We start from the raw sequence: 23,530 nt of genomic DNA, 5'->3' as shown, positions 1-23,530 counted from the left end.
GGTGGTGTGTGGCGAAGTCATGGCAGTTCAGCGGATTTCGCGGCGATGCGTTCGCCCAGCATGATACTGAGCGCGGTGATGGTGGGGTGTTGGAACAGTTCGGCGGTGGAGATCCGGATATCGAGCCGCGATTCGAGGTGGCGGCGCATCTGGATGCCGAGCAGGGAACTCAGGCCCAATTCGTTGAAATCTGCTTCGGGGTCGAGATGTTCGGCCGTCAGGTCGAGAGTGGCGGCCAGCACGGTGCGGATGGTCGTGATGAGCGGTTCGGCCGGATGTTGCGGGGGTGCTGGATTCGGCTGTGCCGGGGTTGTCGGCCGATCGGTCAGCAGGTTGCGCAGTCGGGTGGCGACCGGACCCGGATCCGTGGTCGGTGTGTAATCGACTGCGAGCAGGTACTGCTGGTTGTAATACATTGTCTGAGCGAACAATTCGGTGCCGCGCGGAATATCGAACGCCGAGATCCCGGCGCGGCGCAAATGTGCCGCGCCACCCGCGGCTTCGGCGAGTCCCGAATCCCAGATTCCCCATCCGATGCTCAGCACGCGTCGGCCGGGATATGCGCGGGCGAGTGCGTCCATCGCCGCATTGGCGCTGGCATACGCGGCCTGACCCGGCGCGCCGAATGCGCCGGTGGCCGAGGAGAACAGCAGTACGAAGTCGGTCGGATCGCTGGCGGTGAGTTCGATGAGGTTGCCAGCGGCGATCGCTTTCGGCGCGAACATGCGGGCGAGCTGACCGGCGGTGACGGCCTCGAAGGTGGCATCCTCGAGCGCTCCCGCGGCGTGGATGACGCCACGGATGGTGGATCCGCATTCCCGGACATCATCGAGGGCGTTGGCGAGATCGCTCCGGTCGGCGGCGTCGCAGCGCACCACGACGATTCGGTCCTCGAGTCCGTCCAAGAGCGCGGGCACCGGGCGGGGCGCGCGGGTGAGTACCACCACATCGTGGGCACCGGCATCGAGCAGCCAGCGCACCACGACCGAGCCGAGCGCACCCAGGCCACCGGTGACCACGTAGGTCCCGTTGGGGTCGATGGATATCGGGGTGGCCGACCCGGGGCGGGCGGGTACGAAACGGCGTGTGGCGATAGCACCATCGGTGATGCGGAGTTCATCGGGAAGCGCAGGCGCGGTGGACGGTGCCGTGGCCGCGTGGACGATGAGGTCGCACAGGCTGGGCACTGCGCTCTCCGCCGCATCGGTCCATATCAGCCGCACCTCGCGACCCGATTCGAGCTGCATCGAGCGAACCAGACCGGCTACGGCCATGGGCAGGGTGCCCGGTGGTGTCGACCCGAGCTGGCGGTCAGCCGACGATGTTGTGCGGTGGGCGGAGCCGTCGCGGGGGAGCACGATCGTCACAGATGCGGTGGCGTCTTCGGATCGGACGCGTTGCAGCAGATCGAGCACCCGCGCGGTGGTGGTCACGATGGTGTTCGCGTGTCCGTCACGGTCGAACTCGTGGGTCGCGCCGAAGCCGGCGGGCCAGACAACGATCACCGCGGTGCGGGCGGCGCCGGTGCGGGCGGCGAGGACGGCGGAGACGATCGGACCGGCGGCATCCGGTTCGCGGGCGATCCGTTCGGTGGGCACGGTGCGGTCGAGTGCCCTGGCCAGCCGGACCGCGAGCGGGGATTCGCCGATCACCAGGGCGCGCTGCGGGTCAGGGTGGCGCTGGATTCGGTCACCGTTGCCATCGGAGGAATGGTGAATCTCGAACGGCGTCCACGTTTCGTGGCGGAGTGGGCCGACGTGGGTAGTCGATTCGGGCCGCGGGGGCAAGGTCGCGAAACGGATCTGCACACCCGACAGTGCGAGCACCGGGACCCCGTGCTGATCGGTGCCGATAATGTCACCGGTCAGTCCATGGGCCGATCGATCGCGCACGAAGGCGTGGGCTTCCAGCAGCACCAGCTCCGGTTCGGCGGAAAGCCAGGCGGATTCGATGCCGATCGGCAATGGAACGGCATCGTCGGGCAGGTGATCGTGGCCTGCGGCGGCCAGCAGGTGCAGACAGCCGTCCAGGATCGCCGATCGGTGGGGTGATGCGGCATCGTGCGGGGCTGCGGCGGCGAACGAGCCCACCGCACAATCGGGCCCGGTCTCGATTTCGCGCAGCGTACGGAAGCCGGGACCGTATTCGAGATGATGCGCGCGCAATGAATCGTAGAAAGCGGCGGGCGCGAGCGTTCGCATCCTTCTGCGCGCGGCCCGATTTGCGTCGACCACCCGCATCCATGCGACGATATCCCCGGGTGTGGGGTCACCGGCCAGCCGTGCCGAAGCCAGCGTCCCGGCGCCTGTGACCTCCGCCTGTAGCTTTCCACCACCGGTTTTCCGGTAGGCGACCGCCGACAGCGCCGCCAGATCGCTCCGCTCGCGCACCACGAAATCAGTGATCGCGGTCGATATGTGCTCCGCCCGAGCCAGCTCGAGCAACCTGCGCAGCCAGAAGACCGCCGGGACCGTCGGTACGCCCCGCACCACGTGATCGTCGAGATCATCGGCGGGGAACTCGGATTCGGCGAGGACGACGTCGGATGCGCTCGCATCAAAATCTCGTCTGCCCGTGATATGGACACCAGCGGTGCCCGAGTCGCCGACGGTGCGCCGGCCGGTATCCGTAGCGGTGCCGTGCCTGACGGCGGGACCCGCAGTGGTGCTGCCGTTGACGCCGACGGTGGAAGTGGTGCGCTTGTCGAGACGCTGGTCAGTGGTGTCGTCGTTGACAGCACCCGAAGCTATGTCGTCGTTGACACCGTGGCCGCTGGCGATGCCGGTGTTGCCACCGGGGTCGTTAGCGGTGCGGTGAAGGGCAGCGAGGCCGAATGTCGTGTCGCTGTTGATACCGCGGCCGCTGGCGGCGCCGCTGTCGCTATCGGAGTTGCTAAAGGTGCGGTGGTCGGTATCGAGGCGGAATGTCGTGCTGCTGTTGGTATCGCGGCCGTATGTCGTGCCGGTGTTGCCACCGGGGTCTGTAGCGGTGTGGTGGTCGGTATCGGGGCGGAATGTTGCGCCGCCGTTGATACCGCGGCCGCTGGCGGTGTCGCTGTTGCTACTGGAGTCGATAACGGTGCGGTGGTGGGCAGCCGGGCCGAATGTCGTGTCGCTGTTGGTATCGCGGCCGTATGTCGTGCCGGTGTTGCCACCAGGGTCTGTAGCGGTGCTGTAGTCGGGACCGGCGCCAGAAGTGGTGCGGTCGTCGATATGGCCGCTGGAGGTAGTGCCGCCGTCGATATCGCGACTGGAGGTAGTGCCGCCGTCGATATCGCGGTTGGAGGTCGTGCGGTCGTTGATGCCGGGGGTGTTAGCGGTGCTGTGGTTGGTACCGGTGCGGGTAGAGGTGCCGCCTCTTACACCGGGACGAGTCGCGGTGCCCTGGTATCCGGCAATCCCGGCATCGAGTGTGGTGACCAGCGGGAACTGGCGTTTGACCCACTGCCTCGGTGTTGGCGCCGCCGTGAATGGTCCGTTCGCGGCCCAGTTCACCTGTCGGCCTTCGAGGTAGAGCTGGGCGAGGCAGGTCAGGAAGGTTGCGGCCTCGTCGTCGCGGTTGGTGACCGCATGGGCCGCGTCGGCGAAATCGGGGTATTCCCGAATCGCGGGTATCAGCACGGGATGTGGGCCGATCTCCAGTACCGATGTGAAACCGTCCTGAGCGGCTTGTTCCAGTGCCACGGCCAGTTCAACGGTCCCCGAGGCATTTTCGGCCCAGTAATCGGCATCCATCGCGGCCGTGGTGATGGTTTCACCTCGACGGGCCGTGGAGTAGACCGGCACGGATGGCACCCGCGCGGTGATTTCGCCGAGCGCGTCGACGAATTCCGGAAGTAGTGCGCCGACCTGTGGACTGTGTGCGGCGAAGTCGACGGCGATCCGCTGCGCGAACATCTTTCGCCGCCCGGCCCGCCGTATCAGCGCGTCGATATAGCGCGGCGCACCGGAGATCACCACCGAACGCGGGCCGTTGATCGCCGCGATCCCCACCGTCGCGTGCAGCGGTTCCACCAGCCGCGCCGCCTCATCCGGTGTCGCCTCCAGCAGCGCCATGGCGCCGTGTCCATCGAGCCGCGCCAGAATCCGGCTGCGCTGCACCGCGACTCGGGCCGCGTCCGCGAGCGATAGCGCACCGCTCACCGCCGCACCCGCGACCTCACCGAGACTGTGCCCGACCACCGCATCCGCCTCGACGCCCCATGCGGCGAGCAGTTCGGCCAGTGCCACCTGAAATGCGAAGATCGCCGGTTGGACGAGTTCCGTGGCGCTGGGGCCAGTGTTCGCGGCCGCACCGCCGAGCGCGAATCCATTGCGCGGCGTCCACACCCGTGCTCCGCCCGCCGCGACGATCGCGTCCGCGGCGGCGGTCACGGCCTCGGCGAATACCGGATAGCGAGCCGCCAGTGCCCGCCCCATCCTGGTGTGCTGACCGCCCTGCCCGGAGAACAGGAACAGAATCCGGCCCCGTCGCCGCACCGAACTCGTGCCGATCACTCCCGCACCGGAGTCGCCGTCCGCGAGTGCGCGCAACTGCGTCACCGCGTCGCTGCGATCGTGGGCCAGAATCGCGGCGCGAGCGAGTTCGGGTATCAATCGGGATGTGGCAGAGGTGAATTGCCGAAGCGTGTCGGTACCGCTGCGCCCCGTCTCGACAGCACCGGCATCCGGGTCCGCGCCAGGGCTCGCGTCGGCGCCGTCGAGCAACTCGGCCCACTGCTGCGCCCGCGCCCGCAGTTCCGCGACATCGCGGCCGGTCACCGGAATCAACACGGGCGTTTCATATTCCCGATGCCGCTCGGATTCGATCCCGCGCAACACCACATGCGCGTTCGTCCCGCCGAATCCGAATGAGCTGACCCCGGCGTACCGCGCACCCACCGGCGTCGCGGTCCAGTCGATCGGCTCGGTCGGCACCCGCAGACCGTGCTCGGCGAGCCGCAATAGCGGATTCTCGGTGTGGAAGTTGATGGTCGGAGCGATCACACCGTGCCGGATGGACAGCGCCGCCTTGACCATTCCGGTGACACCGGCCGCCGCCTCCAGATGGCCGATATTGGATTTGATCGAGCCGATCCAGGTCGGGGCGGTGTCGTCCCCGGCCACGGCCGCGAGCGCGCCGACCTCCACCGCATCACCCAAAGGCGTTCCGGTGCCGTGGCATTCGAAGTATCCGCTATCGCGCGGTTCGAGTCCCGCCCTGGCCCATGCGGCCCGAATGGTGTCCTGCTGGGCGCGACCATTCGGCGCGTACAGACCATTGGATCGCCCGTCCGACCCAACCGCCGCGCCGAGGATTTCCGCATACACCCGGTGCCCGTCCCGCAACGCATCGGCGGTGCGCCGCAGCACCACCACGGTGCAACCGTCACTGCGGGCATATCCGTCCGCCGATGCATCGAATGGCTTACTGCGCCCGTCCGGCGCGAGGAATCCGCTGTCGGCCAGGTACTCGGAGGTGTGCGGCAGCAGCGTCAGCTGCACCCCGCCGACGATCGCGAAGGGTACCGCGTCATCGGCCAGCAGACGCATCGCGAGATCCACCGCCGCCAGTGAAGACGAGCATGCGCTGTCCACCACCAGACTCGGTCCGTGCAGGTCGAGGACATAGGAGAGCCGGTTGGCGATAATGCTGAGCGCCGATCCGGTCACGGCGTACGGCGCATCATGCCCGCCCCGGCCGAGCACCGCGATGCCGTGATCGTAGGCGCAGGCGCCGAATACCACCGCGGCCCCGGAACCCCTGGTGCGGTAGCCGATTCCGGCATCGTCGATGGCCTCGACCGCGACCTCGAGCGCCAGCCGCTGCTGCGGATCCATCAGCGCGGCCTCTCGGCCGGAGATGGCGAACCAGTCGTTATCGAACGCGTCGATATCCGGGAGGTATCCGGCACGGCGAGTGCCCAGCCGACCGGGCGGTGGTGCGCCGGTGGCATCCAGGCCCGCCAGCAGCATGCGCCAGAATTCGGTCACCCCGGCCGCGCCGGGCACCCGGCAGCCGATTCCCACGATCGATACCGGTGGATAGGGCTGGACGGAAGCGGGCTGGCCTTTCTGATCTGTGGGCGGGGTAGTCATCGCATCGCGAGATGCTCGACAAGCTGCTCGATGTCCGGATGGTCGTATAGGGCGGTGAGCGGAACCTCGACTCCCATGGCATCTTCCAGATGCGCCGTCAGCCTGGCCAGTTGGAGCGAGCTGAGGCCGAGATCGCTGAATGGCGCACTGGTGGACACCGCGGCGGCGTCGACATCCAGTAGGTCGGCGATGGCGTCGACGGCAGCGGTCAACAGCGCCGTGCGCCGCGGGACAACAGTGTGCCCGTGCGGAAGACCAAGCCCCATCCGTCCTCCTACCCCTTGCCCCGAGGGCTGGTGCCCCCGCGCCGTACCCACTGCGATTATGCCGTAGAAATCGACGTGAGCAAGGCCTCTGCGACGACCATGACAGGCGGCTGAATCGTCCGCATTTGTCCGGAATAGCCCTGGCTGCCCGGTTCTTTCGCCAACCGGCGTGATCGCTTACGGTGACACCGTGCCCGAATCAGGAACCGAGCGGACGCCGACCCTGCCCACCGTGCTGCGCTGCTGCGCGGCACTGGCGGCCACCCCGGGACGGTTGCTGCGCCCACGTCGTCCCGATGCCGCGCTGCTGGCCGGACTCGATCCGGTGCCGCTGCCGCAGACGAAGGCGACCGTCGGACTCACCGTGCTGATGCAGGCCCGGATGGCCGCGCCGACCACGATCGTCGCCGAGGGTGTGCGCAGCCTGCGCGAACTGCCCATGACCATGGCCGCGTATCTGGTCGAGCATCCGAAGGCGCGATTCCTGGTCGACCCCGCCCTGTGCTCGGATGTGCACGCTCGCGTCGTGCCGGAGCTGCCGTTTCCGATTCCGCTGCTGGTGGCCCCGGACAAGCCGGTGCTCGGCCTCTCCGACGCCCTCGCCGCCCGCGATATCGCCGTCGACGCCATCGATTTCGTGCTCCCGACCCACCTGCACTGGGATCACATCTCCGGTCTGCTGGAACTGCCGGATTCGGTGACCATTCGACTGCCCGCCGTCGAACGCGCATGGGCGCTCGACGGCCCGCATGCGCCGGTGGGCGTGGCCCCGGGACCGCTGCGCGGGCGCACCTTCGACACCTTCGAACTCGACGGTCCGCCGGTGCTCACCTTCCCGCGCAGCCTCGACCTTTTCGGCGACGGTTCGGTGCTGCTCGTCGACCTCACCGGACATACGCCGGGCAGCATCGGCGTACTGCTCGCGGTGGACGACGGCACCCGGGTACTGCTCGCGGGCGATGCGGTGTGGCACCGGATGCAGGTGGAGCTGATCCGCGAGAAGGCCCCCATGCCCGGCCAGCTGTTCGACGCCGACCGGGATGCGGCGTTCACCACTATCCACCGGCTGCACGCCCTACCCGACGGTATCGAGATCGTCGCGGCCCATGACTACGCGGCGGTCGAAGCGCTGGCGGCACGTTAGCCGATGGTCGCGGTCACCCCTCGATGGACTGCGACGGCTGAATAGCCGCTAGGCGACGACCGTTTCGGCGAGTCGGGCGGTGATCAGTTCCGCCGCTTCGGAAACCATCCGGTCGATGAGTTCCGCGCAGGTCGGAATGTCGTGGATCAAGCCCTGGGCCAGTCCCGCGGACCAGATGCCCGCGTCGAGATCGCCCTCGTCGAAGACGCGGCGTCCGCGCGCGCCCGCGACCAGATCTCGGACATCGTCGAAAGTGCCACCGGCCTTCTCGATTTCGACGACCTTGCGGCTGATCTCGTTATCCGCGACGCGCGCGGTATTACGCATGGTCCGGAAGATCAGCTGGGTGTCGAGTTCGGAATTGGCGACGATCTGCTCCTTGACCTTCTGATCGATCGCCGACTCCTGGGTGCACAGGAAGCGGGTGCCCATATTGACGCCATCGGCACCGAGGGCGAGTGCGGCAACCAGACCGCGGGCATCGGCGATGCCGCCGGAGGCGATCATCGGAATATCGAGGACCCGCGCGGCGGCCGGAATCAGGATCAGGCCGGGAATATCGTCCTCACCCGGATGTCCCGCGCATTCGAAGCCGTCGATGCTCACGCCGTCCACGCCGATCTTCTGCGCCTTCAACGCATGCCGCACGCTGGTGCACTTGTGCAGCACCTTGATTCCGGCCTCCCGGTAGTACGGCAGGAAGGGCTCCGGATTGCTGCCCGCGGTTTCGACGATCTTGATGCCGCTGTCGATGATCGCCTGCACGTACTCGGCGTACGGCGGCGGGTTGATCGACGGCAGGATCGTGACATTGACGCCGAACGGCTTATCGGTCAGCTCCCTGGTGCGCGCGATTTCCTTGCGCAGGTCATCAGGGGTGGGCTGGGTCAGCGCGGTGAGGAAGCCGAGGCCGCCCGCATTGGCAACGGCCGCGACGAGTCCGGCCCGGCCGACATGCATCATGCCGCCCTGCACGATCGGGTGTTCGACGCCGAACATCTCGGTGAACCTGGTACGAAGCACTGCGCTTCTCCTCTGCGTCGCGGGGCGCGCCAGTCCGCCCTTACGCAGTGATGGTGACACGAGAATCGTCCGTTGTTCAACTCGTAAGTAAGCCAGGATTCGCATTGTCATGCGGGGTGGACGCCCTCTGGTTGCAAGGAGGATTGCTGCAATAGTCGACATAATCCCAGCTTGAGTGGGATTTTTGCCCACAAACCTTGCGCTGAGAGAATTAACAGCGATTCCTATCTTGTTCTCTTGCTCTGGCAATAAGTTAGTTGCTATTCTGCTGTCAGTTCAGTCCGTCGACCCGTCGGATACACCGGCGCGCGCTCGGCGGTCCGAGAGGAGTTCGTGGCATGACCACCGGTGCACAGGCGCTCGACGAGCCGCTGCGGTCGCGGCGCAACCACTGGAACAACCAGATCGCGTCGCATGCGCAGATGCGCCCGGACGCGGTCGCGGTGCGGTTCCGTGGTGTGGACACCACCTGGCAGCAGCTGCACGAGCGTTCGCTGAAGTTCGCCGACGCACTCGCCCGGCGCGGCATCGGCTTCGGCGATCGGGTGCTGATCCTGGCGCTGAACTATCCCGAATACCTCGAGGCCGTCTTCGGTATCAACGCACTCGGCGCCATCGCGGTCCCGGTGAACTTCCGGCTCACCCCACCCGAGGTCGCGTATATCGTCAGCGACTCCGGCGCCAAGGCGATCGTCACCGACACCATGCTGCAGCCGCTGGCCACAGCCGTTCAGGGCCAGGCGCCGGAACTGGGAACCTGCATCGTGATCGGCGGCCGGAGCACCGAGGGCGTATTCGGCTACGACGATGTGCTGGCCGAGGGCGGCACACCGCATACGCCGCTCGATATCCCCGAGGACACCCCCGCACTGATCATGTACACCTCGGGCACCACCGGCAGCCCGAAGGGTGCGGTGCTCTCGCACGCGAATATGAATGCCCAGGCGCTGACCTGTATTCGGGCCATGGATCTGGGACCCGATGCGATCGGCTTCTGCACCTCGCCGCTGTTCCACATCGCCGGACTCGGCAGCCTCGCACCGTATTTCCTGCTCGGCGCCAAGACCGTCCTGCATCCGCTCGGCGCGTTCGATCCCACCGAATTCCTCGACGCGGTCGAGCGCGAGCAGGCGACCGCCGCGTTCTGTGTGCCCGCGCAGTGGCAGCTGATCTGCGAGGAGCCGACGGTCGAACAGCGCAAGCTGGCGCTGAAGATGCTCAGCTGGGGTGCCGCCCCCGCCTCCGATAGCGTGCTGCGCGCCATGGCCGACTGCTTCCCGGACGCGGTGAATGTCGCGGTGTTCGGCCAGACCGAGATGTCGCCCATCACCTGTGTGCTGGAGGGCAAGGACGCGATCCGCAAGCTCGGCTCGATCGGCAAGCCCATCCCGACCATCCAGGCCCGCGTCGTCGACGATGAGATGAACGATGTCGCCCCCGGTGAGATCGGCGAAATCGTCTATCGCGGACCGACTCTCATGCAGGGCTACTGGAATAAGCCGGAGGCGACCGCCGATGCCTTCGCCGGTGGCTGGTTCCACTCCGGTGACCTGGTCCGCGCGGATGAGGAGGGCTTCCTCTGGGTGGTGGACCGCAAGAAGGACATGATCATCTCCGGCGGCGAGAACATCTACTGCGCCGAGGTGGAGAATGTGCTGTTCGCACATCCGAAGATCCGCGAGGCCGCCGTGGTGGGCCGGGCGCACGAGAAGTGGGGCGAGGTGCCGGTTGCCGTTGTCGCCCTTATCGATCCGGATGCCGAACTCACCCTCGACGAGCTGACACCGTTCCTCAACGAGAATCTGGCGCGCTACAAGCACCCCAAGGATCTGGTGATCGTGCCCGAGCTGCCGCGCAATGCCAGCGGCAAGGTCGTGAAAGTGCAGCTGCGCAAGGACTATTCGTCCTGAATGCGGAAATCGTGGACAGCGGCGACGCGGTGCGTCAAGATCGCCCCATGGCGATACCACGTATTCGCGCCGCCGTCCTCGCCCTGCACTGGCAGGTGAATGTGATTCGGCCCGAGGGATTCTTCGGACCGATGCTGGCCGCGCCGGTCACGGCGAGCGGGGTGGTGCCGCGCGCGATGCGCTTGCACGCGGCGGCGGCCGAACGCGGGCTGCCGGTGGCATTCCTGCGCTTCACGATTCCCGTCGGCGAGGGCGGGCTGGTCCGCAACACCGGATTCATGCGCTCGGTGGCGGCGGCGCAGACCGACTTTCGGCCGGAGTCGCCGGGCACACAGCTCATCCCGGAGATGGCCGAGCAGCCGACCGCGGTCTTCGACAATCAGAAGCTGTCCGGGTTGGCGGGCTGTCCGCTGCCCGAATGGCTCGATGAGCAGGGCATCGACACGCTGTTCCTGACCGGTGTCGCGACCAATCTGGTGGTCGAGCAAACCGCCAGGCACGCAACCGATCTCGGCTTCACCGTGCATCCGGTCTCGGACTGCGTCGCCGCGGCGAACCCCGAAACGCATACCGGATCGCTGGCGAATCTCGAACTGACCACCGCCGGTTGCCGCACCGCCGACCAGGTACTGGATCTGATCGGTTCGCGCTGACCGGACTTCGTGGTAAGCCCCTCGGCCGAGACGGCGATCGGTCTGGTTATCGGCCCGCGCGCCAACTGATGCCGTTCAGCCGAAGGCGGCCTTGCCGTCCGTGGGAAGACGTCCTTCCGTGGATGACGGGTCGGCCGGTCGCCGGACCCGGCGTTCGAGCCCGGGGCCGACCAAATCCGTCAGCCGCTGGTAGGTCTCGGCGGCGGGCAGCGGTGGATCGGCGTCCGCGATCGAGCCGAGTAGTCCGACGACACCCCAGGACAGGAAGGTCATCGTCACGGCGAATTCGTCGTCGTCCATATCCAGTCGACCCGAGAGCTGTTCGGTGAGAATCTCTTCCACCATGCGCCGCGTCGAGCGCAACAGCACACCGGTCGCCCTTCGCCCCAACAGCGCCCGATAGACCTCGGGATTCGCCGAGGCCAGGCGGAACAGCGTGTACAGCGGTGCGAGCGGTGTCGAACCGTGCGGGACCTGCGGGTCGTGCGCCGCCGATCCGGCATCCGCGACCGCTGCGCGCAGGTACTCGGTACTGCTCACCAGCAGCAGATCGTCCTTGTCACGGAAGTGCGCGTAGAACGTGGAGCGTCCGACATCGGCGCGATTCAGAATGTCCTGCAGGGTGATCCGGTCGTAGCCGCATTCGATCATCAGCTCGATCAAGGCCCGATGGAGCAGACTCTTGGTGCGCCGAACCCGGCGATCGGTGCTGCCGGTCATCTCGTCCTCACGTTCCCGTACAGATGGTGCGAATCCGTCCCGAACAGAACATATCTCGCTTTTTGCTTCTGGTCGTTCCGGGTATCGAGTCCGATTATGAACACATGACCGGAAATAGACAACAGTCCACTGCCGCACCTACTGACCCGAACTCCGAGATCGGCGCCCTGATCACCAAACCGCGTGGCTATCTCGTGGTTAAATCGGCCTTCCTGTTCGGCCGAGTCGGCGCACTGGACGCTCGACTTGTCGAGCTGACCGATGCCGCCGCGGGCGAGCAGGCCGTAGATATCGGTTGCGGCCCGGGCCAACTCGTCCGAGCGCTCGCCCAGCGAGTCGGTCCGTCCGGTCGCGTGCTCGGCATCGACCCGTCGGCGGAGATGATCGACTATGCGACCGCCCGCACCGCGGCCCTGCCCAATTGTCGGTTCGAGGTGGGTACCGCGCAGTCGCTGAATCTGCCCGACGCCTCGGTCGATGTGGTGACCTCGACCTTCGTCATGCATCACATTCCGGAGGCCAAACGTGCCGCGGCCCTGGCGCAGATGTTCCGCGTACTCCGTCCCGGCGGCAGACTGCTGCTCGCCGATACCCATCCAACCGGACTGGTGCTGCCCACGGTGGTCCGGCTCATGTCCCGATTCGCGGCACGGCGCACCGACGACCCGCATGCGGCCGGACACCAGGCGGATCCGCTATCGGCCATCGATATCCGCCGCTACCGAGAAGCGTTGCGGGAAGTGGGATTCGGGACGGTCGACTTCACCGCGATCGCGCCGATGACCGGCGTGCTGGTGGCGACCAAGAACGCCTAGATCATGTCCTTCGCGGTCAACCAGCGCATGGTGAACCAGCCGCAGAACACCGGCAGCCAGCAGGTGAGCACACGGTAGAGCAGCACCGACGGCACGGCGATGGTCGCGGGCAGACCGAAGGCGGCAAGACCACCGATCAGCGCGGCCTCGACGGCGCCGACGCCACCGGGTGTCGGCGCGGCCGCGGCCAGGGTGCCGCCGATCATGGTGACGATGGTGACGGTGATGAACGACGCGCCACCACCGAACGCTTCGACACTGGCCCACAGCGCGAGCGCCAGGCCGAGCGTGATCGCACCGCAGCCGAGCACGATAACCAGGAAGCGCTTGGGATCCCGGACGAGTTCGCCGAGTTCGCCGAGTACTTCCTGCAACTGTGGGCGCACCGAATCGTTCAGCCAGCGACGCAGTTTCGGCACGAACATGAAGGCGCCGATGATGCCGACACCCACACCGGCCGCTAGATACAGCACCGTGGCGTCGGGGACGAAATGCGAAAGGTCCGCCGAGGTGCCCGCCGCCACGCTGAACAGGATCAAAAGGCCGATGTGGGTGATCACCTGTACGGACTGCTGCAATGCGACGGCTGCGGTGGCCCGCACCGCGCCGAGTCCGGCCTTCTGCAGGAAGCGCACGCTCAAGGCCAGCCCGCCGACCCCGGCCGGGGTCGTTGTCGCGGCAAAGGTATTGGCGATCTGCATGATCACCAGATCGCGGAAGCTGACCAGGCGCGTGGCACAGGCCCACAGTGCCGCCGCCGCACCGACATACGTCAGCGCCGAGACCGCCAAGCCGAGCAGCGCCCACCACCAGTTGGCGGTGCGCAGCTGGGAGAAGAAGGTCGGCACCGCGCTGATGAACGGATAGGCGACGTAGACCAGTCCGATCAGCAGCACCAGCTGGATGATCTGGTTGCGGCTGAACCGGGTGATCCGCTCGGCCTCGATCTTGTCCTGCCCGGTCTGCCTGCGCACCTCGTCGTGGGCCGCGGAGACCACCTCGCCCCAGTCCGGAATCGACTTCTTGATCCCGGCGGGCATGGCCGACTTGGTGAGTCGGCTCGCCGCGGTCAGCACCGTCGGTTCGCCGAGGGTTTCGATGGCGGTGCGCACCGCGGCTTCCTTGCCGAAGACCGCCGTGGTCGACACCAGCAACTGGGCGACGTCGGACTGCCGTTGCTTATCCGAGGCGCCGAACTCCGCGCTGGCGAAGCCGCCGAACAGGGTGGCGCCGTTCTCGATTCGGATCTCCACCGGCCGCAGGTCACCGTGCGAGATCTGGCCGCGGTGCAGTGCCGTCAGCGATTTCCACACCTCGGTGAGCACCTCGTCGGAGTGCTCGTCGAGCGGCGTACCCCGGGGCATGGTGTGCGCGTACAGCATCCAGCCGCGTTCCAGCGCCGCGACGGCGACCTGCTCCGTGGCGGCCAGACCCAGTTCGCCGACCGCGATGGCCATCAGCGCGCGATGTTCGACGGCGCGATGCATGGAACCGTGCAACGCCGCCGTTTCGCTGGTGCGGAAGGTCAGCCAGCGCCACAGCTGGCGCAGCGCGCCGAAGCTGCGCTGGTTCTTGCCGTACATCTCGACGGTCAATTCGCGCTCGGGACCGTCGACGGCGGCGGCGAGCACCAGCGGACCGCGCCCGGCCGGATGGACCACGGTGAACGCGGTAACGGTATGTCCGCGTCCGGCCAGCACCCGCACCGCCGCGTCCAGCGGCACCTCCAGCGCCGGTGTGCCGACCACCAGCACGATGACCGCGCCGACCAGCCAGCCGACCGCGAGTCCGAACATGGCCCGCGCCGGCACCACCGTGCTGACCACCAGATGGATCGGTGCGAAGGCCAGCAGCAGGAACCACAGCCAGCGCCGCGGCCGGGTCGGCAGCCAGGGACTGGAGACGGTCAGCACCGCCGCCAGCATCGCGATCCAGCGCGGATCGTCGAGGAACTGCGATAGGAAGGTATCGAGCCGGTCCGGCACGTGCAGATGCCATTGCGGCGCGGACAATCCCGTGCCGGTGATCGAGAGCAGCAGTCCGGCGACCAATCCGGCCGCGGCATAGCCCGCGAGCAGCTTCCACTGTCTGCCGATGATCAGCTCGATGAGAATCGCGAACGGCAGCGCCAGAATCGCCGTGCCGTAGACCAGATACACCAGATTGGACTGGTCCGGATTGAGGAAGCCGACGATCTTCGAGACCGACTTCTCCAGCTCCAGCCATTCCGGCCGGGTGATCAGCGAGGCGGCCACCACGACGCCGACCCACAGGGCCGCGAGCACCACGCGGACGATGTCACTGGTCCGCCGCCTCAGCGGTTGTAGCAGGCTCCCCGTGACCGGGATGTCCCGCCCATCGACTCGCATCTCGTGGGTCCTTCGCCTCTCCGCGTCTGTGGCCGGTCGTCGGGGTGTCGATAAACGTACCGTTGCGGGCCGACGGGGTCTGCGGGGACGATACACACCGCGCCGTTTTCGCCGGCCTACCGGCCAGTAGACGGCCTTGCCGAATGCCGCCGATCCGATGAGGATCGGGGACGGACCAGGCAATGGCGTTGGAGGTAGCACATGGCAGCACAAGATCTATCCGACAAGACGGTGGTGGTGACCGGCGCCAGCTCGGGCATCGGCGCGGAGGCGGCGGCAAAGCTGGTGGCGCGCGGGGCGACGGTCGCGGTGGTCGGGCGCTCGCCGGAGCGCACCGCCGAGGTGGCGGCGCGGGTCGGTGCGGAATCGTTCATCGCCGATTTCGCCCGCTTCGACGAGGTGCGCAAGCTCGCCGATCAACTCCTCGACCGCTATCCGCGCATCGATGTGCTGGCCAATAACGCGGGCGGTGCCTGGGCGAAACGCACCGTCACCGATGACGGCAATGAGCTGACCTTCCAGGTCAACCACCTCTCGCCGTTCCTGCTGACCAGCCTGCTGCTGGAGCGGTTGGTGCAGTCACGGGCCCGGGTCGTCAATACCGCGAGCACGACCTACCGGATGGCGAAGCTGGATCTCGATACCGTCAACGCCTCGACCGGTTCGTTCAACCAGTTGGCCGCCTACAGCACCTCCAAGCTCGCGAATATCGTCTTCACCAGGGAGCTGGCCCGCCGCACCGAGGGCACCGGGCTGGTCACCGCCGCCTTCCATCCCGGCGTGGTCGCCACCCACGTCTACGACAATGCCCCGCTCGGGCTCGGCGCGTTCATTCGCTCCCCGCTGTCGCGGCCCTTCTTCATCCGGCCCGAGAAGGGCGCGGATCCGCTGGTGCACTTGGCGACAACGCAGGACGACATCGACGGCAAATACTTCCATCGGTTCAAGGTGGAGCAGCCGCGCAACAGGCAGGCGGTGGATCCGGATCTCGCACAGCGTCTTTGGGTGATGTCCGAGGAGATCACCGGCGTGACGAGTTCGGCGACGTAGGTCAGGGTGGGTCAGCGGGTGTCCGCACCGAGTGCGTTACGCCCGCCGGCCGCATCCTCGGCTTCGGCGCCGACGCTGAAGACCTCGCCCGTCATATCGCCGCGGTCGAGTTCGACGATCGCCCGCACGACCTGCTCGGTGGGCACTGCCGCGGGGAAGCTGTTGGGCGCGATCGCATTCGCCCGCACCCCGAACTCCTCGAATTCGGCCGCGATATGCCGGGTCAGCTGGTTGAGCGCGGCCTTGGACGCCGCGTAGAGCGCCTGTCCACCGGGGTACACCCGCGAGCCCGCAATGCTGGAGACATTCACGATATTGCGATTACGTGCCCGATTCTCATCCAGGGCATGCACCCAGCAGCGCTGTGCCAGTCGGGCCGACAACCGCAGCGGCACACCGACATTGACCGCGAAATGCGGTTCGAATTCGTCGAGTGTCGCGTCGCCGTCGACGATGCCGAGCGGTTGAAAGCGGCTGTACGCGGCATTGTTGACCAGCAGATCGACGTGACCGAACCGGGCGAGCGCGAGATCGACGACGCGCTCGATTTCGCCCTGCGTGGTCAGATCCGCCTTGATCACGAAGATTCGCGAGCCGTTCTCCGGCACCGGCAGTTCCGGTGCCAAGGGGTCGACGAACCATTCCAGCTGCGACGGTGCGGCGGGGGTGCGGTTGCGGCACACCGCGATGATGTCGTAATCGGTGTACAGACCGCGGCAGAAGACGTCGCCGAGTCCGCCACCGGCTCCGGTCAGCAGACAAACCCGGCGTTCAGTGCCACTGCGCAATGCTGTCTCCTCCCCAGCGCCGCACCACATCTTCCTTGGGCCGGTGCAGCCACATCACCACGCTATTGCGTGCCGCGGTATTGCCGCCGGCGAAGGTATGCCACGAACGCGGTGTGCATTCGAACAGCAGCAGCGAATTGTCCATCGGCGGAATGGTCAGTGCGGGAACCGGATTCGGACCGAGCTGGTCGTACAGTGCGGTCTCGCCGCCGTCGCCGGGTCGCCAGTCCGGATTGCCGAAATAGAACAGCACCGCCACCGCGCGCACCGTCTCCCGTGCGAAGACCTCCGGCGATCGCGCGCCGGTCTTCAGGTCCACCTCCGGATCCACCGTCGTGACCCGGTCCGGACCGGGCGCCGGACCCTTGAACCAGGCCGGGCTCAGATCATTGTGCGGCCAGCCCGGCGGGCTGCCCGGTGGATGGTGGTGCACCGATCCCTCGACGTCACCGGTCGTCGTGACCCCGGCGACGCGGGCGATCAGATCGTGCCATTCCCGGGACAGGAACAGCGCCAACGGCCCGTCCCGCAGTCCGGCGAGCTGGGCCCCGACCGCACCGTAATCGGCGGCCACCGCTCCGAATGCCGCCGGCCGCTCCCGGCGCACCCGCGCCAACTCCTCGGCCAGCCGTTGGTAGAACTCCGGCACGAACACATCCCTGGCATAGATATGCGGAAACGGCTCCACCCGGCGAACCCAGTGCCGATGCGCGAACAGCTCGGCGAACCACTGCGGCACCGCGGACTCAGCTACCCCGGTCACGTCAAATCCCTCCCGAACGACCATCGCGATCCTAACGGGTACCGCCGCCATCCATGCCTCGACTGTGCGATGGCCGGACCCGGTCCCGGGCGGTGGCGAGCGATTGCGAAGATCGCCGGGTGTGGAACGACCTTCGCGTGTGCTTCATCGGTGATTCCTTCGTCGCGGGTGTCGGCGACCCGCGGTGCCTCGGTTGGGTGGGCCGCCTCGCGGCCGAGACCTATGCGACCGGTCAGCCGCTCACCGCGTACAACCTCGGTGCGCGTATGCAGACCTCGACCGAGATCCTGGGCCGCTGGCAGGCCGAATGCACGCCCCGCTGCCCCGACGGATCCGATGCGCGCCTGGTCGTCTCGTTCGGTGTCAACGACACCACGCTGATAGCTGGACAACCGCGCGTGACACCCGAACGGTCGGCGGCCAACCTGACCGAACTGCTCGCGCAGGCGGCCGAACGCGGGCTCCCGGTCCTGGTCGTCGCGCCGCCGCCCATCGATGACGCCGAGCACAATGCCAGGACCGCCGGGCTCGACGAACGCTTCGCCGCCGTCTGCGCGGCTGCCGCGGTCCCCTACGTGCGCGCCCATCAGCCATTGCGCGACAGCGCGGTATGGATGCGTGAGGTGCGTGCGGGTGATGGCGCGCATCCGGGCGCGGCCGGCTACGACGAGCTGGCCGCACTCATCCGCCCGCACTGGCGAGAGTGGTTGGCGCGCTGACCGGTACTTACGAGGACCCGTGGCTCGTCGTCCGGGTGATCATCTACCCGAAGCGGCGGGGAACTGTCTGAGACGATATGTCTCCGCTGTAGGGCAGCGCGCCCGGGCAGGTCAGGGCGTCGTTATGGATCAGCCGACCGACATCCGACGTGCGGCCTGCTCGGCTCGCTTGCGCCGCGCCACCGCCAGGTCGACCGGTACCGCGTCCTCCTCGCCGGGCCGGGTGACCAACTCGTGCAGCGTCGGATGCCAGCGGCCGACCTCGTCGCGGAACGGGCCCTCGGTCTCCAACTGGCCGATCGCGCCGACCAGCGTGAGCATCGAGCGCGCGAACGGTGTGTAGTGCGCGGGCATGGTCGCCTGCCGCAACGCGTTGGACAGCCTCGGGTTCGTCACGCGCAATACCTGTTTGCGCAGCCAGCGCGTGGTGAACCGGTAGGTCGGGTGTTGGAAGGGTTCGATGCACGGCACAACGATGTTGAACAGGTCCTCGGCATCGAGTGTGCGGCCGGGTTCGCAGAAGCCGTGCCGTCGGGCCGCGGCCTCCAAATCCGTTGGCCCACCGTTGAACAGCGCGTCGCAATAGTCGAACGCCCACTCCTCGAAACCTTCCGTGGGCCACGGCGCACACGCGCCGAAGTCGACGACGCCGAGTCGACCGTCCGGCAGCACCCGGAAATTGCCCGGATGCGGATCACCGTAGAGCAGACCGCTGCGGATCCAGCTGGAGGCCATGAACCGGACCAGCTGCATGCCCACCCGATCACGTTCGGCGCGCGTACCGGCGGTGATAATGCGCGGCAGTGGTGTGCCGTCGAGCCATTCGGTGATGAGCACGTCGCCGCGCTGTTCGATCACGCGCGGAATATAGAAATCCGGATCGTCGGCATAGGCCGCCGCGAAGGCCCGCTGATGGTCGGCCTCGGCGGCATAGTCGAGTTCGTCGAGCACACAGGCGCAGATCGCCTCGGTCACCCCCTTCACGTCGGCACCGGGCACGAAAACCGTTGCCAGCGTGGAGATGCGGCGCAGCTGGTCCAGATCGTTCGCGACCGCCTGCCTACCACCGGGATACATCACCTTCACCGCGACGGGTGTGCCGTCGCGCCATACCGCGCGGTGCACCTGCCCCAGCGATGCCGCGGCCGCGCGCCGATCGTCGAATTCCCGGAAGTGCCAACGCCAGTTCTCCCCCATGCTGGCGGCCATCGCCGCGTGCACCGAGCGCGGCAGCATCGCGGGCGCGGAATCCTGCAATTGGCTCAGCGCGATCTTGTACGGTTCGGCGAGCTCCCGCGGCAGTGCGAGTTCGTAAATGGCGAGCAGCTGACCGAGTTTCGTCGCGCAGCCCTTCAGCTCGCCGAGGACCTCGAAAATGTGCTGGGCGGTGCGCATTTGAATGTCGCGATCGACCTCACCGGCCGATCTGCCCATCGCGCGCTTGCCGACGCCCGCGGCCCGCCGACCCGCGAAGGCGACCGGAATCGCGGCCAGTTTGGCATTGCGGACTGCGGTGCGAACTGGGGGTTTGCCATTGGGGTTCGCCGCGAAAAGGCGTGCGCGTCTAGTAGTCGAACTCTCGGTCGGCCGACCGCTGCCACGCTGAATTGTCATGACTCACCTCACACCGCACGCTGACCAGTGTTACACAGGTGCAGTCTCGCACAGGAGGGCTTAGACTGTCTGGGACGTATTCGGAACCGAGTCGAAAGGTGGCATCTCGATGGGATCCCAGACGGTAGTCGCCGACGTTGCCGATGAGCTGGCACGCCGGGTTGCCGCGGGGGAGTATCAGCCAGGGGATTTGATGCCGTCGGTTCGGCAGGTCGCGGAGGAGTTCGATATGAACCGCGCGACCGCACAGCTGACCCTCGGTCGGCTGGAATCGTATGGATTCGTCGAGGCGCGACGCGGCAAGGGGTTCACCATCCGCGATGTCCGTGAGGCGGGCGGCATCGATGTGTATCGGCACCTCTTCCGTTTCTCGATTCCGATGCCGGATGTGGCCATCGAGATGTTCCGCGACATCGTCGAGGTGGAGCGCGGCATCGTCATGGAGGCGCTGCTCGCCTACACCGGCAGCGACCAGGAGATCGACCCGGCCGAACTCAAGGCCGAGATCGATGAACTGGAAACGCTTGCCCGACAGGATGTTCCCGACTTCCGCCGGATTCTGGCCATCGAGGTCGGACTGGTCCGCCGCCTGCTCACCGCACTCGGGCTGAGCATGCAGCGCGCGATTGTGAACTCCATCGGGGAGATGGTGCTCGACGTACCCGAGGCCGTCGAGGCCTTCTTCGCGGGCGCTGCCGACCTTCATGTATTGGTATGGCGTGCGTTGGTCGCGGTATGGGACTCCGGTTCCGGCCCGTCCGATGCGCAGCTCGCGCTGTTCGAGGACCTGTTCGGGCTGTACCACGAGAAGGTGATCGCCCGCTTCGAGGAGCTGCTCGATATCGCCGACGACGGCCACGAGGATGCGGAGCACGCGGCGACGGCCTGATCGGCTCGACTTCTTCGATTCCACTGTCTGAGCCATTGCTGGCCCAACGCTGCTCAACGCCGCCCGAGGGGTGTGGTGCTGCGGCAGCACAGCAGCTTGACGCCGATCGCCCATCTGTCTGAGACATATTAGGGTCAAGGCCGCGTGCTCGAATGGGCGCGGACTAGGAAACACGATGGCAGGCAGCAGGCGTCAGGGCTCGGCGAAGCTCGCCACTGGGCATCGTGGCGGGCCGGGGCATCGCGAGTTCGGCGTCCGCCGGCGAGAGCATTGCACCGAATCCGGCGATCCGTCGGCTGCCGCGGCAAGCATCGGCGAGGTGCACCGCGTGCGACGATGAGGCGGCCTAGGCTGCCAACCGATTCCCTTTCCGCGAGTGACCGGGAGTGCCCTGTGACATCCATACCGATTCTGCCGCGCCGCTGGACCATTGCCGATATCGCGGATCAGTCCGGAAAGACCGTGGTGGTCACCGGCGCGAACAGCGGTCTCGGCCTGCGCACCGCCGAGGCATTGGCGGCCAGGGGCGCACATGTGCTGCTGGCCTGCCGCAACCAGGAGAAGGCGACTGCCGCGCTGGACGCCGTCACCGCGGTGGCCGCCGGGCCGAAACCCGAAGTGCTGCCGCTGGATCTGGCCGATCTGGCTTCGGTCCGACAGGCCGCGGCAACGGTGGTGGACACCATCGGCCGGGTCGATCTGCTGATCAACAATGCGGGCGTGATGGCGGTGCCGCGCTCGCGCACCGCCGACGGGTTCGATGCCCAATTCGGCACCAACCACCTCGGGCACTTCGCCTTCACCGGTGCCATCCTGCCCGCGCTCCTGCGTGCCGAGCGGCCGCGGGTGGTGACCGTATCCTCGGTGGCCGCGTGGGGTGGCGCGATCAACTGGCTCGATCCCAATTGGGAGCGGCTCTACCTGCGCTGGCCCGCCTACTGCCAGTCCAAACTGGCCAATCTGCTCTTCACCGCCGAACTCGATCGCCGGGCTCGCGCGGCCGGGACCGCCCTGCACGCCGTTGCCGCGCATCCGGGTCTTTCGGCGACTCATCTGTACGACCGCAACGGTGAGAAGGGTGTCGGCGGCCTCTTGGCGGCGATCCCGCAGACGATCCTGTTCGCGATCGCCCAGTCCGACCGAATGGGCGCGCTGCCGCAGCTGTATGCCGCGACGGTGCCGGATCTGCGCGGAAACTCTTATGTCGGACCGGGATTCGAGCTGGCGGGTTATCCACGGCGGGCTCCGCGCAATCCACTGGCCCACAGCCGCTGGACCGCGCGCAGGCTGTGGCAGCTCAGTGAGCAGCTCACCGGCGTGCGATACGAGTTCTCGGCGATGTGATCGCCCGTCGCCAGCAGCTCGGTCGGGAGGCGGACGCCGTGCGACCTCTGATGTCACCTCGGCGCCGGTCGGATTCGGCCCCGGGTGCCTGCCGCAGCGGTGGCGGAATCCGCAGGATCGGATGCGACAACAGGGGCGGCGTTATGAGCTGAATCGAAGCCCACCGCATTTCGGCGATGGTGGCACGTCGCCCCGGCATGCGCGCCAGGGCGACGGCACCGATCCGACTCCTAGAGCTCGCTGTTGAGCTTGTTCAGGCGGTCACACGCCTCCACGTACTCGTTGATCAGCCGCGCGATCACATCCGCGGAGCGCTCCACCTTGTTCATCATGCCGACGACCTGGCCGACCGGATTGAAATTCACGTCCTTGGCCGCTTCCGGGTAGCGGTGTCCGCGCTTGACGCCGTCCAGGGCAACCATCATCTGCAGCGGCATGGGCAGTGGGTCCGGGTTCTCCGGCGACTCCCAGGCCTCGGTCCAGTCGTTCTTGAGCATGCGACACGGCTTGCCGGTCCAGGACCGTGACCGCACGGTGTCGTGGCTGGAGGCATCGATATAGGTCTGCATCTGTGCGGGCGGCACATTGGCCTCCTCGACGGTCAGCCACAGCGAGCCGGTCCACGCGCCCGCCGCACCCATCGCCATGGCCGCGGCGACCTGGCGGCCATTGCCGATACCACCGGCGGCGAGCGCTGGCATATCGCCGATCGCGTCGATCACCTGCGGCCAGAGCACCAGCGAGGAGATCTCACCGCAGTGGCCGCCGCCCTCGGTGCCCTGCATGACCACGAAGTCCAGCCCGGCCCGCTTGTGGTTGAGCGCGTGCTTGACCGACCCGCAGAGCGCGCCGATGAGGCGGCCGGAATCCTGGATCTGCTCGATCACGTCATCCGGCGGGGTGCCCAGGGCATTGGCGACCAGCTTGGCCTTGGGGTGGCGCAGGATCACCCCGATCTGCGGTGCGACGGTCGTCGCGGTCCAGCCGAGCAGCTGGTTGTGGTGCTCTTCTTCGGGCAGGTGCGGCACATTGTGCTCATTGAGGAGCTTCTCGGCGAAATCTCGGTGGCCCTGCGGAACCAGTTCCGCCAGTTTGGTTTCCAGCTGTTCCGGGGTCAGATCGTCGATGCCCTTGCCCTCGTACTTGGACGGAATGACGAGGTCGACACCGTAGACGCCGTGCACATGCTCATCGAGCCACGCGAGTTCGACCTCCAGTTGTTCGGCCGTGAAGCCGACCGCACCGAGCACGCCGAGACCACCGGCATTGCTGACCGCGGCCGCCACATCGCGGCAGTGGGTGAAGGCGAAGATGGGGAATTCGATCCCCAGCCGGTCGCAGATTTCGGTACGCATGGCGTGCTGGTCTCCCTACTCGCCCCACGGC

Annotated in this window: 17 protein-coding genes; 8 read left to right on the top strand and 9 right to left on the bottom strand. The window is 67.1% G+C overall.

Features of this window, described 5'->3' with window-relative positions:
- Positions 1 to 17: 17 nt before the first annotated feature.
- Together ACQP2D_RS42915 and ACQP2D_RS42910 are read right to left on the bottom strand one after the other, a co-directional pair.
- Positions 18 to 6,077: an SDR family NAD(P)-dependent oxidoreductase gene (locus ACQP2D_RS42915; RefSeq protein WP_433681591.1), complete on the bottom strand. Its 6,060-nt coding sequence runs from the start codon at positions 6,075 to 6,077 to the stop codon at positions 18 to 20.
- Positions 6,074 to 6,343 (bottom strand): acyl carrier protein, encoded by a 270-nt coding sequence (locus ACQP2D_RS42910; RefSeq protein WP_433681590.1) that lies wholly within the window; start codon positions 6,341 to 6,343, stop codon positions 6,074 to 6,076. The genes ACQP2D_RS42915 and ACQP2D_RS42910 overlap by 4 nt, the downstream gene beginning before the upstream one ends.
- Before the next feature lie 190 nt (positions 6,344 to 6,533).
- Here ACQP2D_RS42910 and ACQP2D_RS42905 point away from each other — a divergent pair, with 190 nt between their 5' ends.
- On the top strand, positions 6,534 to 7,487 hold the full coding sequence (locus ACQP2D_RS42905) for an MBL fold metallo-hydrolase (protein ID WP_433681589.1): 954 nt from the start codon (positions 6,534 to 6,536) through the stop codon (positions 7,485 to 7,487).
- A 48-nt stretch (positions 7,488 to 7,535) separates the two neighbouring features.
- Here ACQP2D_RS42905 and ACQP2D_RS42900 read toward each other — a convergent pair whose 3' ends face one another.
- Positions 7,536 to 8,510: an NAD(P)H-dependent flavin oxidoreductase gene (locus ACQP2D_RS42900; RefSeq protein ID WP_433681588.1), complete on the bottom strand. Its 975-nt coding sequence runs from the start codon at positions 8,508 to 8,510 to the stop codon at positions 7,536 to 7,538.
- A gap of 338 nt (positions 8,511 to 8,848) precedes the next feature.
- On the opposite strand from ACQP2D_RS42900, the gene fadD5 reads away from it, so the two are divergent.
- Together fadD5 and ACQP2D_RS42890 are read left to right on the top strand one after the other, a co-directional pair.
- Positions 8,849 to 10,420 carry a fatty-acid--CoA ligase FadD5 gene (gene fadD5 / locus ACQP2D_RS42895; protein ID WP_433681587.1) on the top strand — a complete coding sequence of 524 codons (1,572 nt, stop codon included), beginning with the start codon at positions 8,849 to 8,851 and terminating at the stop codon, positions 10,418 to 10,420.
- 47 nt (positions 10,421 to 10,467) lie between these two features.
- Positions 10,468 to 11,073: a cysteine hydrolase gene (locus tag ACQP2D_RS42890; RefSeq protein ID WP_433681586.1), complete on the top strand. Its 606-nt coding sequence runs from the start codon at positions 10,468 to 10,470 to the stop codon at positions 11,071 to 11,073.
- A 75-nt stretch (positions 11,074 to 11,148) separates the two neighbouring features.
- On the opposite strand, the gene ACQP2D_RS42885 is transcribed toward ACQP2D_RS42890, so the two are convergent.
- Positions 11,149 to 11,793: a TetR/AcrR family transcriptional regulator gene (locus tag ACQP2D_RS42885; protein ID WP_433681585.1), complete on the bottom strand. Its 645-nt coding sequence runs from the start codon at positions 11,791 to 11,793 to the stop codon at positions 11,149 to 11,151.
- Between the two features lie 104 nt (positions 11,794 to 11,897).
- Here ACQP2D_RS42885 and ACQP2D_RS42880 point away from each other — a divergent pair, with 104 nt between their 5' ends.
- Positions 11,898 to 12,608, top strand: coding sequence for a methyltransferase domain-containing protein (locus ACQP2D_RS42880; protein ID WP_433681584.1), 711 nt, complete (start codon positions 11,898 to 11,900; stop codon positions 12,606 to 12,608).
- On the opposite strand, the gene ACQP2D_RS42875 is transcribed toward ACQP2D_RS42880, so the two are convergent.
- Positions 12,605 to 14,977, bottom strand: a complete 2,373-nt coding sequence (locus ACQP2D_RS42875; protein WP_433681583.1) for a flippase-like domain-containing protein — start codon at positions 14,975 to 14,977, stop codon at positions 12,605 to 12,607. The genes ACQP2D_RS42880 and ACQP2D_RS42875 overlap by 4 nt on opposite strands.
- A gap of 201 nt (positions 14,978 to 15,178) precedes the next feature.
- Here ACQP2D_RS42875 and ACQP2D_RS42870 point away from each other — a divergent pair, with 201 nt between their 5' ends.
- The gene (locus ACQP2D_RS42870) at positions 15,179 to 16,027 is read left to right on the top strand and encodes an SDR family NAD(P)-dependent oxidoreductase (RefSeq protein WP_433681582.1); all 849 of its coding nucleotides are present in this window, start codon (positions 15,179 to 15,181) and stop codon (positions 16,025 to 16,027) included.
- An 11-nt stretch (positions 16,028 to 16,038) separates the two neighbouring features.
- On the opposite strand, the gene ACQP2D_RS42865 is transcribed toward ACQP2D_RS42870, so the two are convergent.
- Both ACQP2D_RS42865 and ACQP2D_RS42860 read right to left on the bottom strand, forming a co-directional pair.
- Positions 16,039 to 16,815, bottom strand: a complete 777-nt coding sequence (locus ACQP2D_RS42865) for an SDR family NAD(P)-dependent oxidoreductase (RefSeq protein WP_433681581.1) — start codon at positions 16,813 to 16,815, stop codon at positions 16,039 to 16,041.
- Entirely contained in the window at positions 16,799 to 17,578 is a 780-nt protein-coding gene (locus ACQP2D_RS42860; protein ID WP_433681580.1) for a 2OG-Fe(II) oxygenase family protein, read from the bottom strand. Before ACQP2D_RS42860 ends, ACQP2D_RS42865 begins: the two co-directional genes overlap by 17 nt.
- Positions 17,579 to 17,697: 119 nt before the next feature.
- Here ACQP2D_RS42860 and ACQP2D_RS42855 point away from each other — a divergent pair, with 119 nt between their 5' ends.
- Positions 17,698 to 18,297 carry a GDSL-type esterase/lipase family protein gene (locus ACQP2D_RS42855; protein WP_433681579.1) on the top strand — a complete coding sequence of 200 codons (600 nt, stop codon included), beginning with the start codon at positions 17,698 to 17,700 and terminating at the stop codon, positions 18,295 to 18,297.
- Between the two features lie 129 nt (positions 18,298 to 18,426).
- Here ACQP2D_RS42855 and ACQP2D_RS42850 read toward each other — a convergent pair whose 3' ends face one another.
- A complete protein-coding gene (locus tag ACQP2D_RS42850; protein ID WP_433681578.1) occupies positions 18,427 to 19,911 on the bottom strand; it encodes an ABC1 kinase family protein in 1,485 nt (494 codons plus the stop codon).
- A gap of 109 nt (positions 19,912 to 20,020) precedes the next feature.
- Here ACQP2D_RS42850 and ACQP2D_RS42845 point away from each other — a divergent pair, with 109 nt between their 5' ends.
- Together ACQP2D_RS42845 and ACQP2D_RS42840 are read left to right on the top strand one after the other, a co-directional pair.
- Positions 20,021 to 20,800 carry a GntR family transcriptional regulator gene (locus tag ACQP2D_RS42845; protein WP_433681577.1) on the top strand — a complete coding sequence of 260 codons (780 nt, stop codon included), beginning with the start codon at positions 20,021 to 20,023 and terminating at the stop codon, positions 20,798 to 20,800.
- 393 nt (positions 20,801 to 21,193) lie between these two features.
- The gene (locus tag ACQP2D_RS42840; RefSeq protein WP_433681576.1) at positions 21,194 to 22,144 is read left to right on the top strand and encodes an oxidoreductase; all 951 of its coding nucleotides are present in this window, start codon (positions 21,194 to 21,196) and stop codon (positions 22,142 to 22,144) included.
- 230 nt (positions 22,145 to 22,374) lie between these two features.
- Here the strand turns inward: ACQP2D_RS42840 and ACQP2D_RS42835 are convergent, their stop codons facing one another.
- Positions 22,375 to 23,499 (bottom strand): NAD(P)H-dependent flavin oxidoreductase, encoded by a 1,125-nt coding sequence (locus ACQP2D_RS42835; protein ID WP_433681575.1) that lies wholly within the window; start codon positions 23,497 to 23,499, stop codon positions 22,375 to 22,377.
- Positions 23,500 to 23,530: the final 31 nt, after the last annotated feature.

The organism is Nocardia sp. CA-119907, from assembly GCF_050955995.1.
Lineage (GTDB): Bacteria > Actinomycetota > Actinomycetes > Mycobacteriales > Mycobacteriaceae > Nocardia.
Note: the sequence above shows the minus strand (reverse complement) of the source record. Positions and strands in the feature narration are given on the sequence as shown.

Bases quoted from the DNA above. Each gene is read 5' to 3' on its own strand.
- ACQP2D_RS42875 (WP_433681583.1), bottom strand. From the start codon at position 14,977: ATGCGAGTCGATGGGCGGGACATCCCGGTCACGGGGAGCCTGCTACAA.
- ACQP2D_RS42915 (WP_433681591.1), bottom strand. From the start codon at position 6,077: ATGACTACCCCGCCCACAGATCAGAAAGGCCAGCCCGCTTCCGTCCAG.
- ACQP2D_RS42835 (WP_433681575.1), bottom strand. From the start codon at position 23,499: ATGCGTACCGAAATCTGCGACCGGCTGGGGATCGAATTCCCCATCTTC.
- fadD5 (WP_433681587.1), top strand. From the start codon at position 8,849: ATGACCACCGGTGCACAGGCGCTCGACGAGCCGCTGCGGTCGCGGCGC.
- ACQP2D_RS42880 (WP_433681584.1), top strand. From the start codon at position 11,898: ATGACCGGAAATAGACAACAGTCCACTGCCGCACCTACTGACCCGAAC.
- ACQP2D_RS42845 (WP_433681577.1), top strand. From the start codon at position 20,021: ATGGGATCCCAGACGGTAGTCGCCGACGTTGCCGATGAGCTGGCACGC.
- ACQP2D_RS42910 (WP_433681590.1), bottom strand. From the start codon at position 6,343: ATGGGGCTTGGTCTTCCGCACGGGCACACTGTTGTCCCGCGGCGCACG.
- ACQP2D_RS42850 (WP_433681578.1), bottom strand. From the start codon at position 19,911: ATGACAATTCAGCGTGGCAGCGGTCGGCCGACCGAGAGTTCGACTACT.
- ACQP2D_RS42885 (WP_433681585.1), bottom strand. From the start codon at position 11,793: ATGACCGGCAGCACCGATCGCCGGGTTCGGCGCACCAAGAGTCTGCTC.
- ACQP2D_RS42870 (WP_433681582.1), top strand. From the start codon at position 15,179: ATGGCAGCACAAGATCTATCCGACAAGACGGTGGTGGTGACCGGCGCC.
- ACQP2D_RS42890 (WP_433681586.1), top strand. From the start codon at position 10,468: ATGGCGATACCACGTATTCGCGCCGCCGTCCTCGCCCTGCACTGGCAG.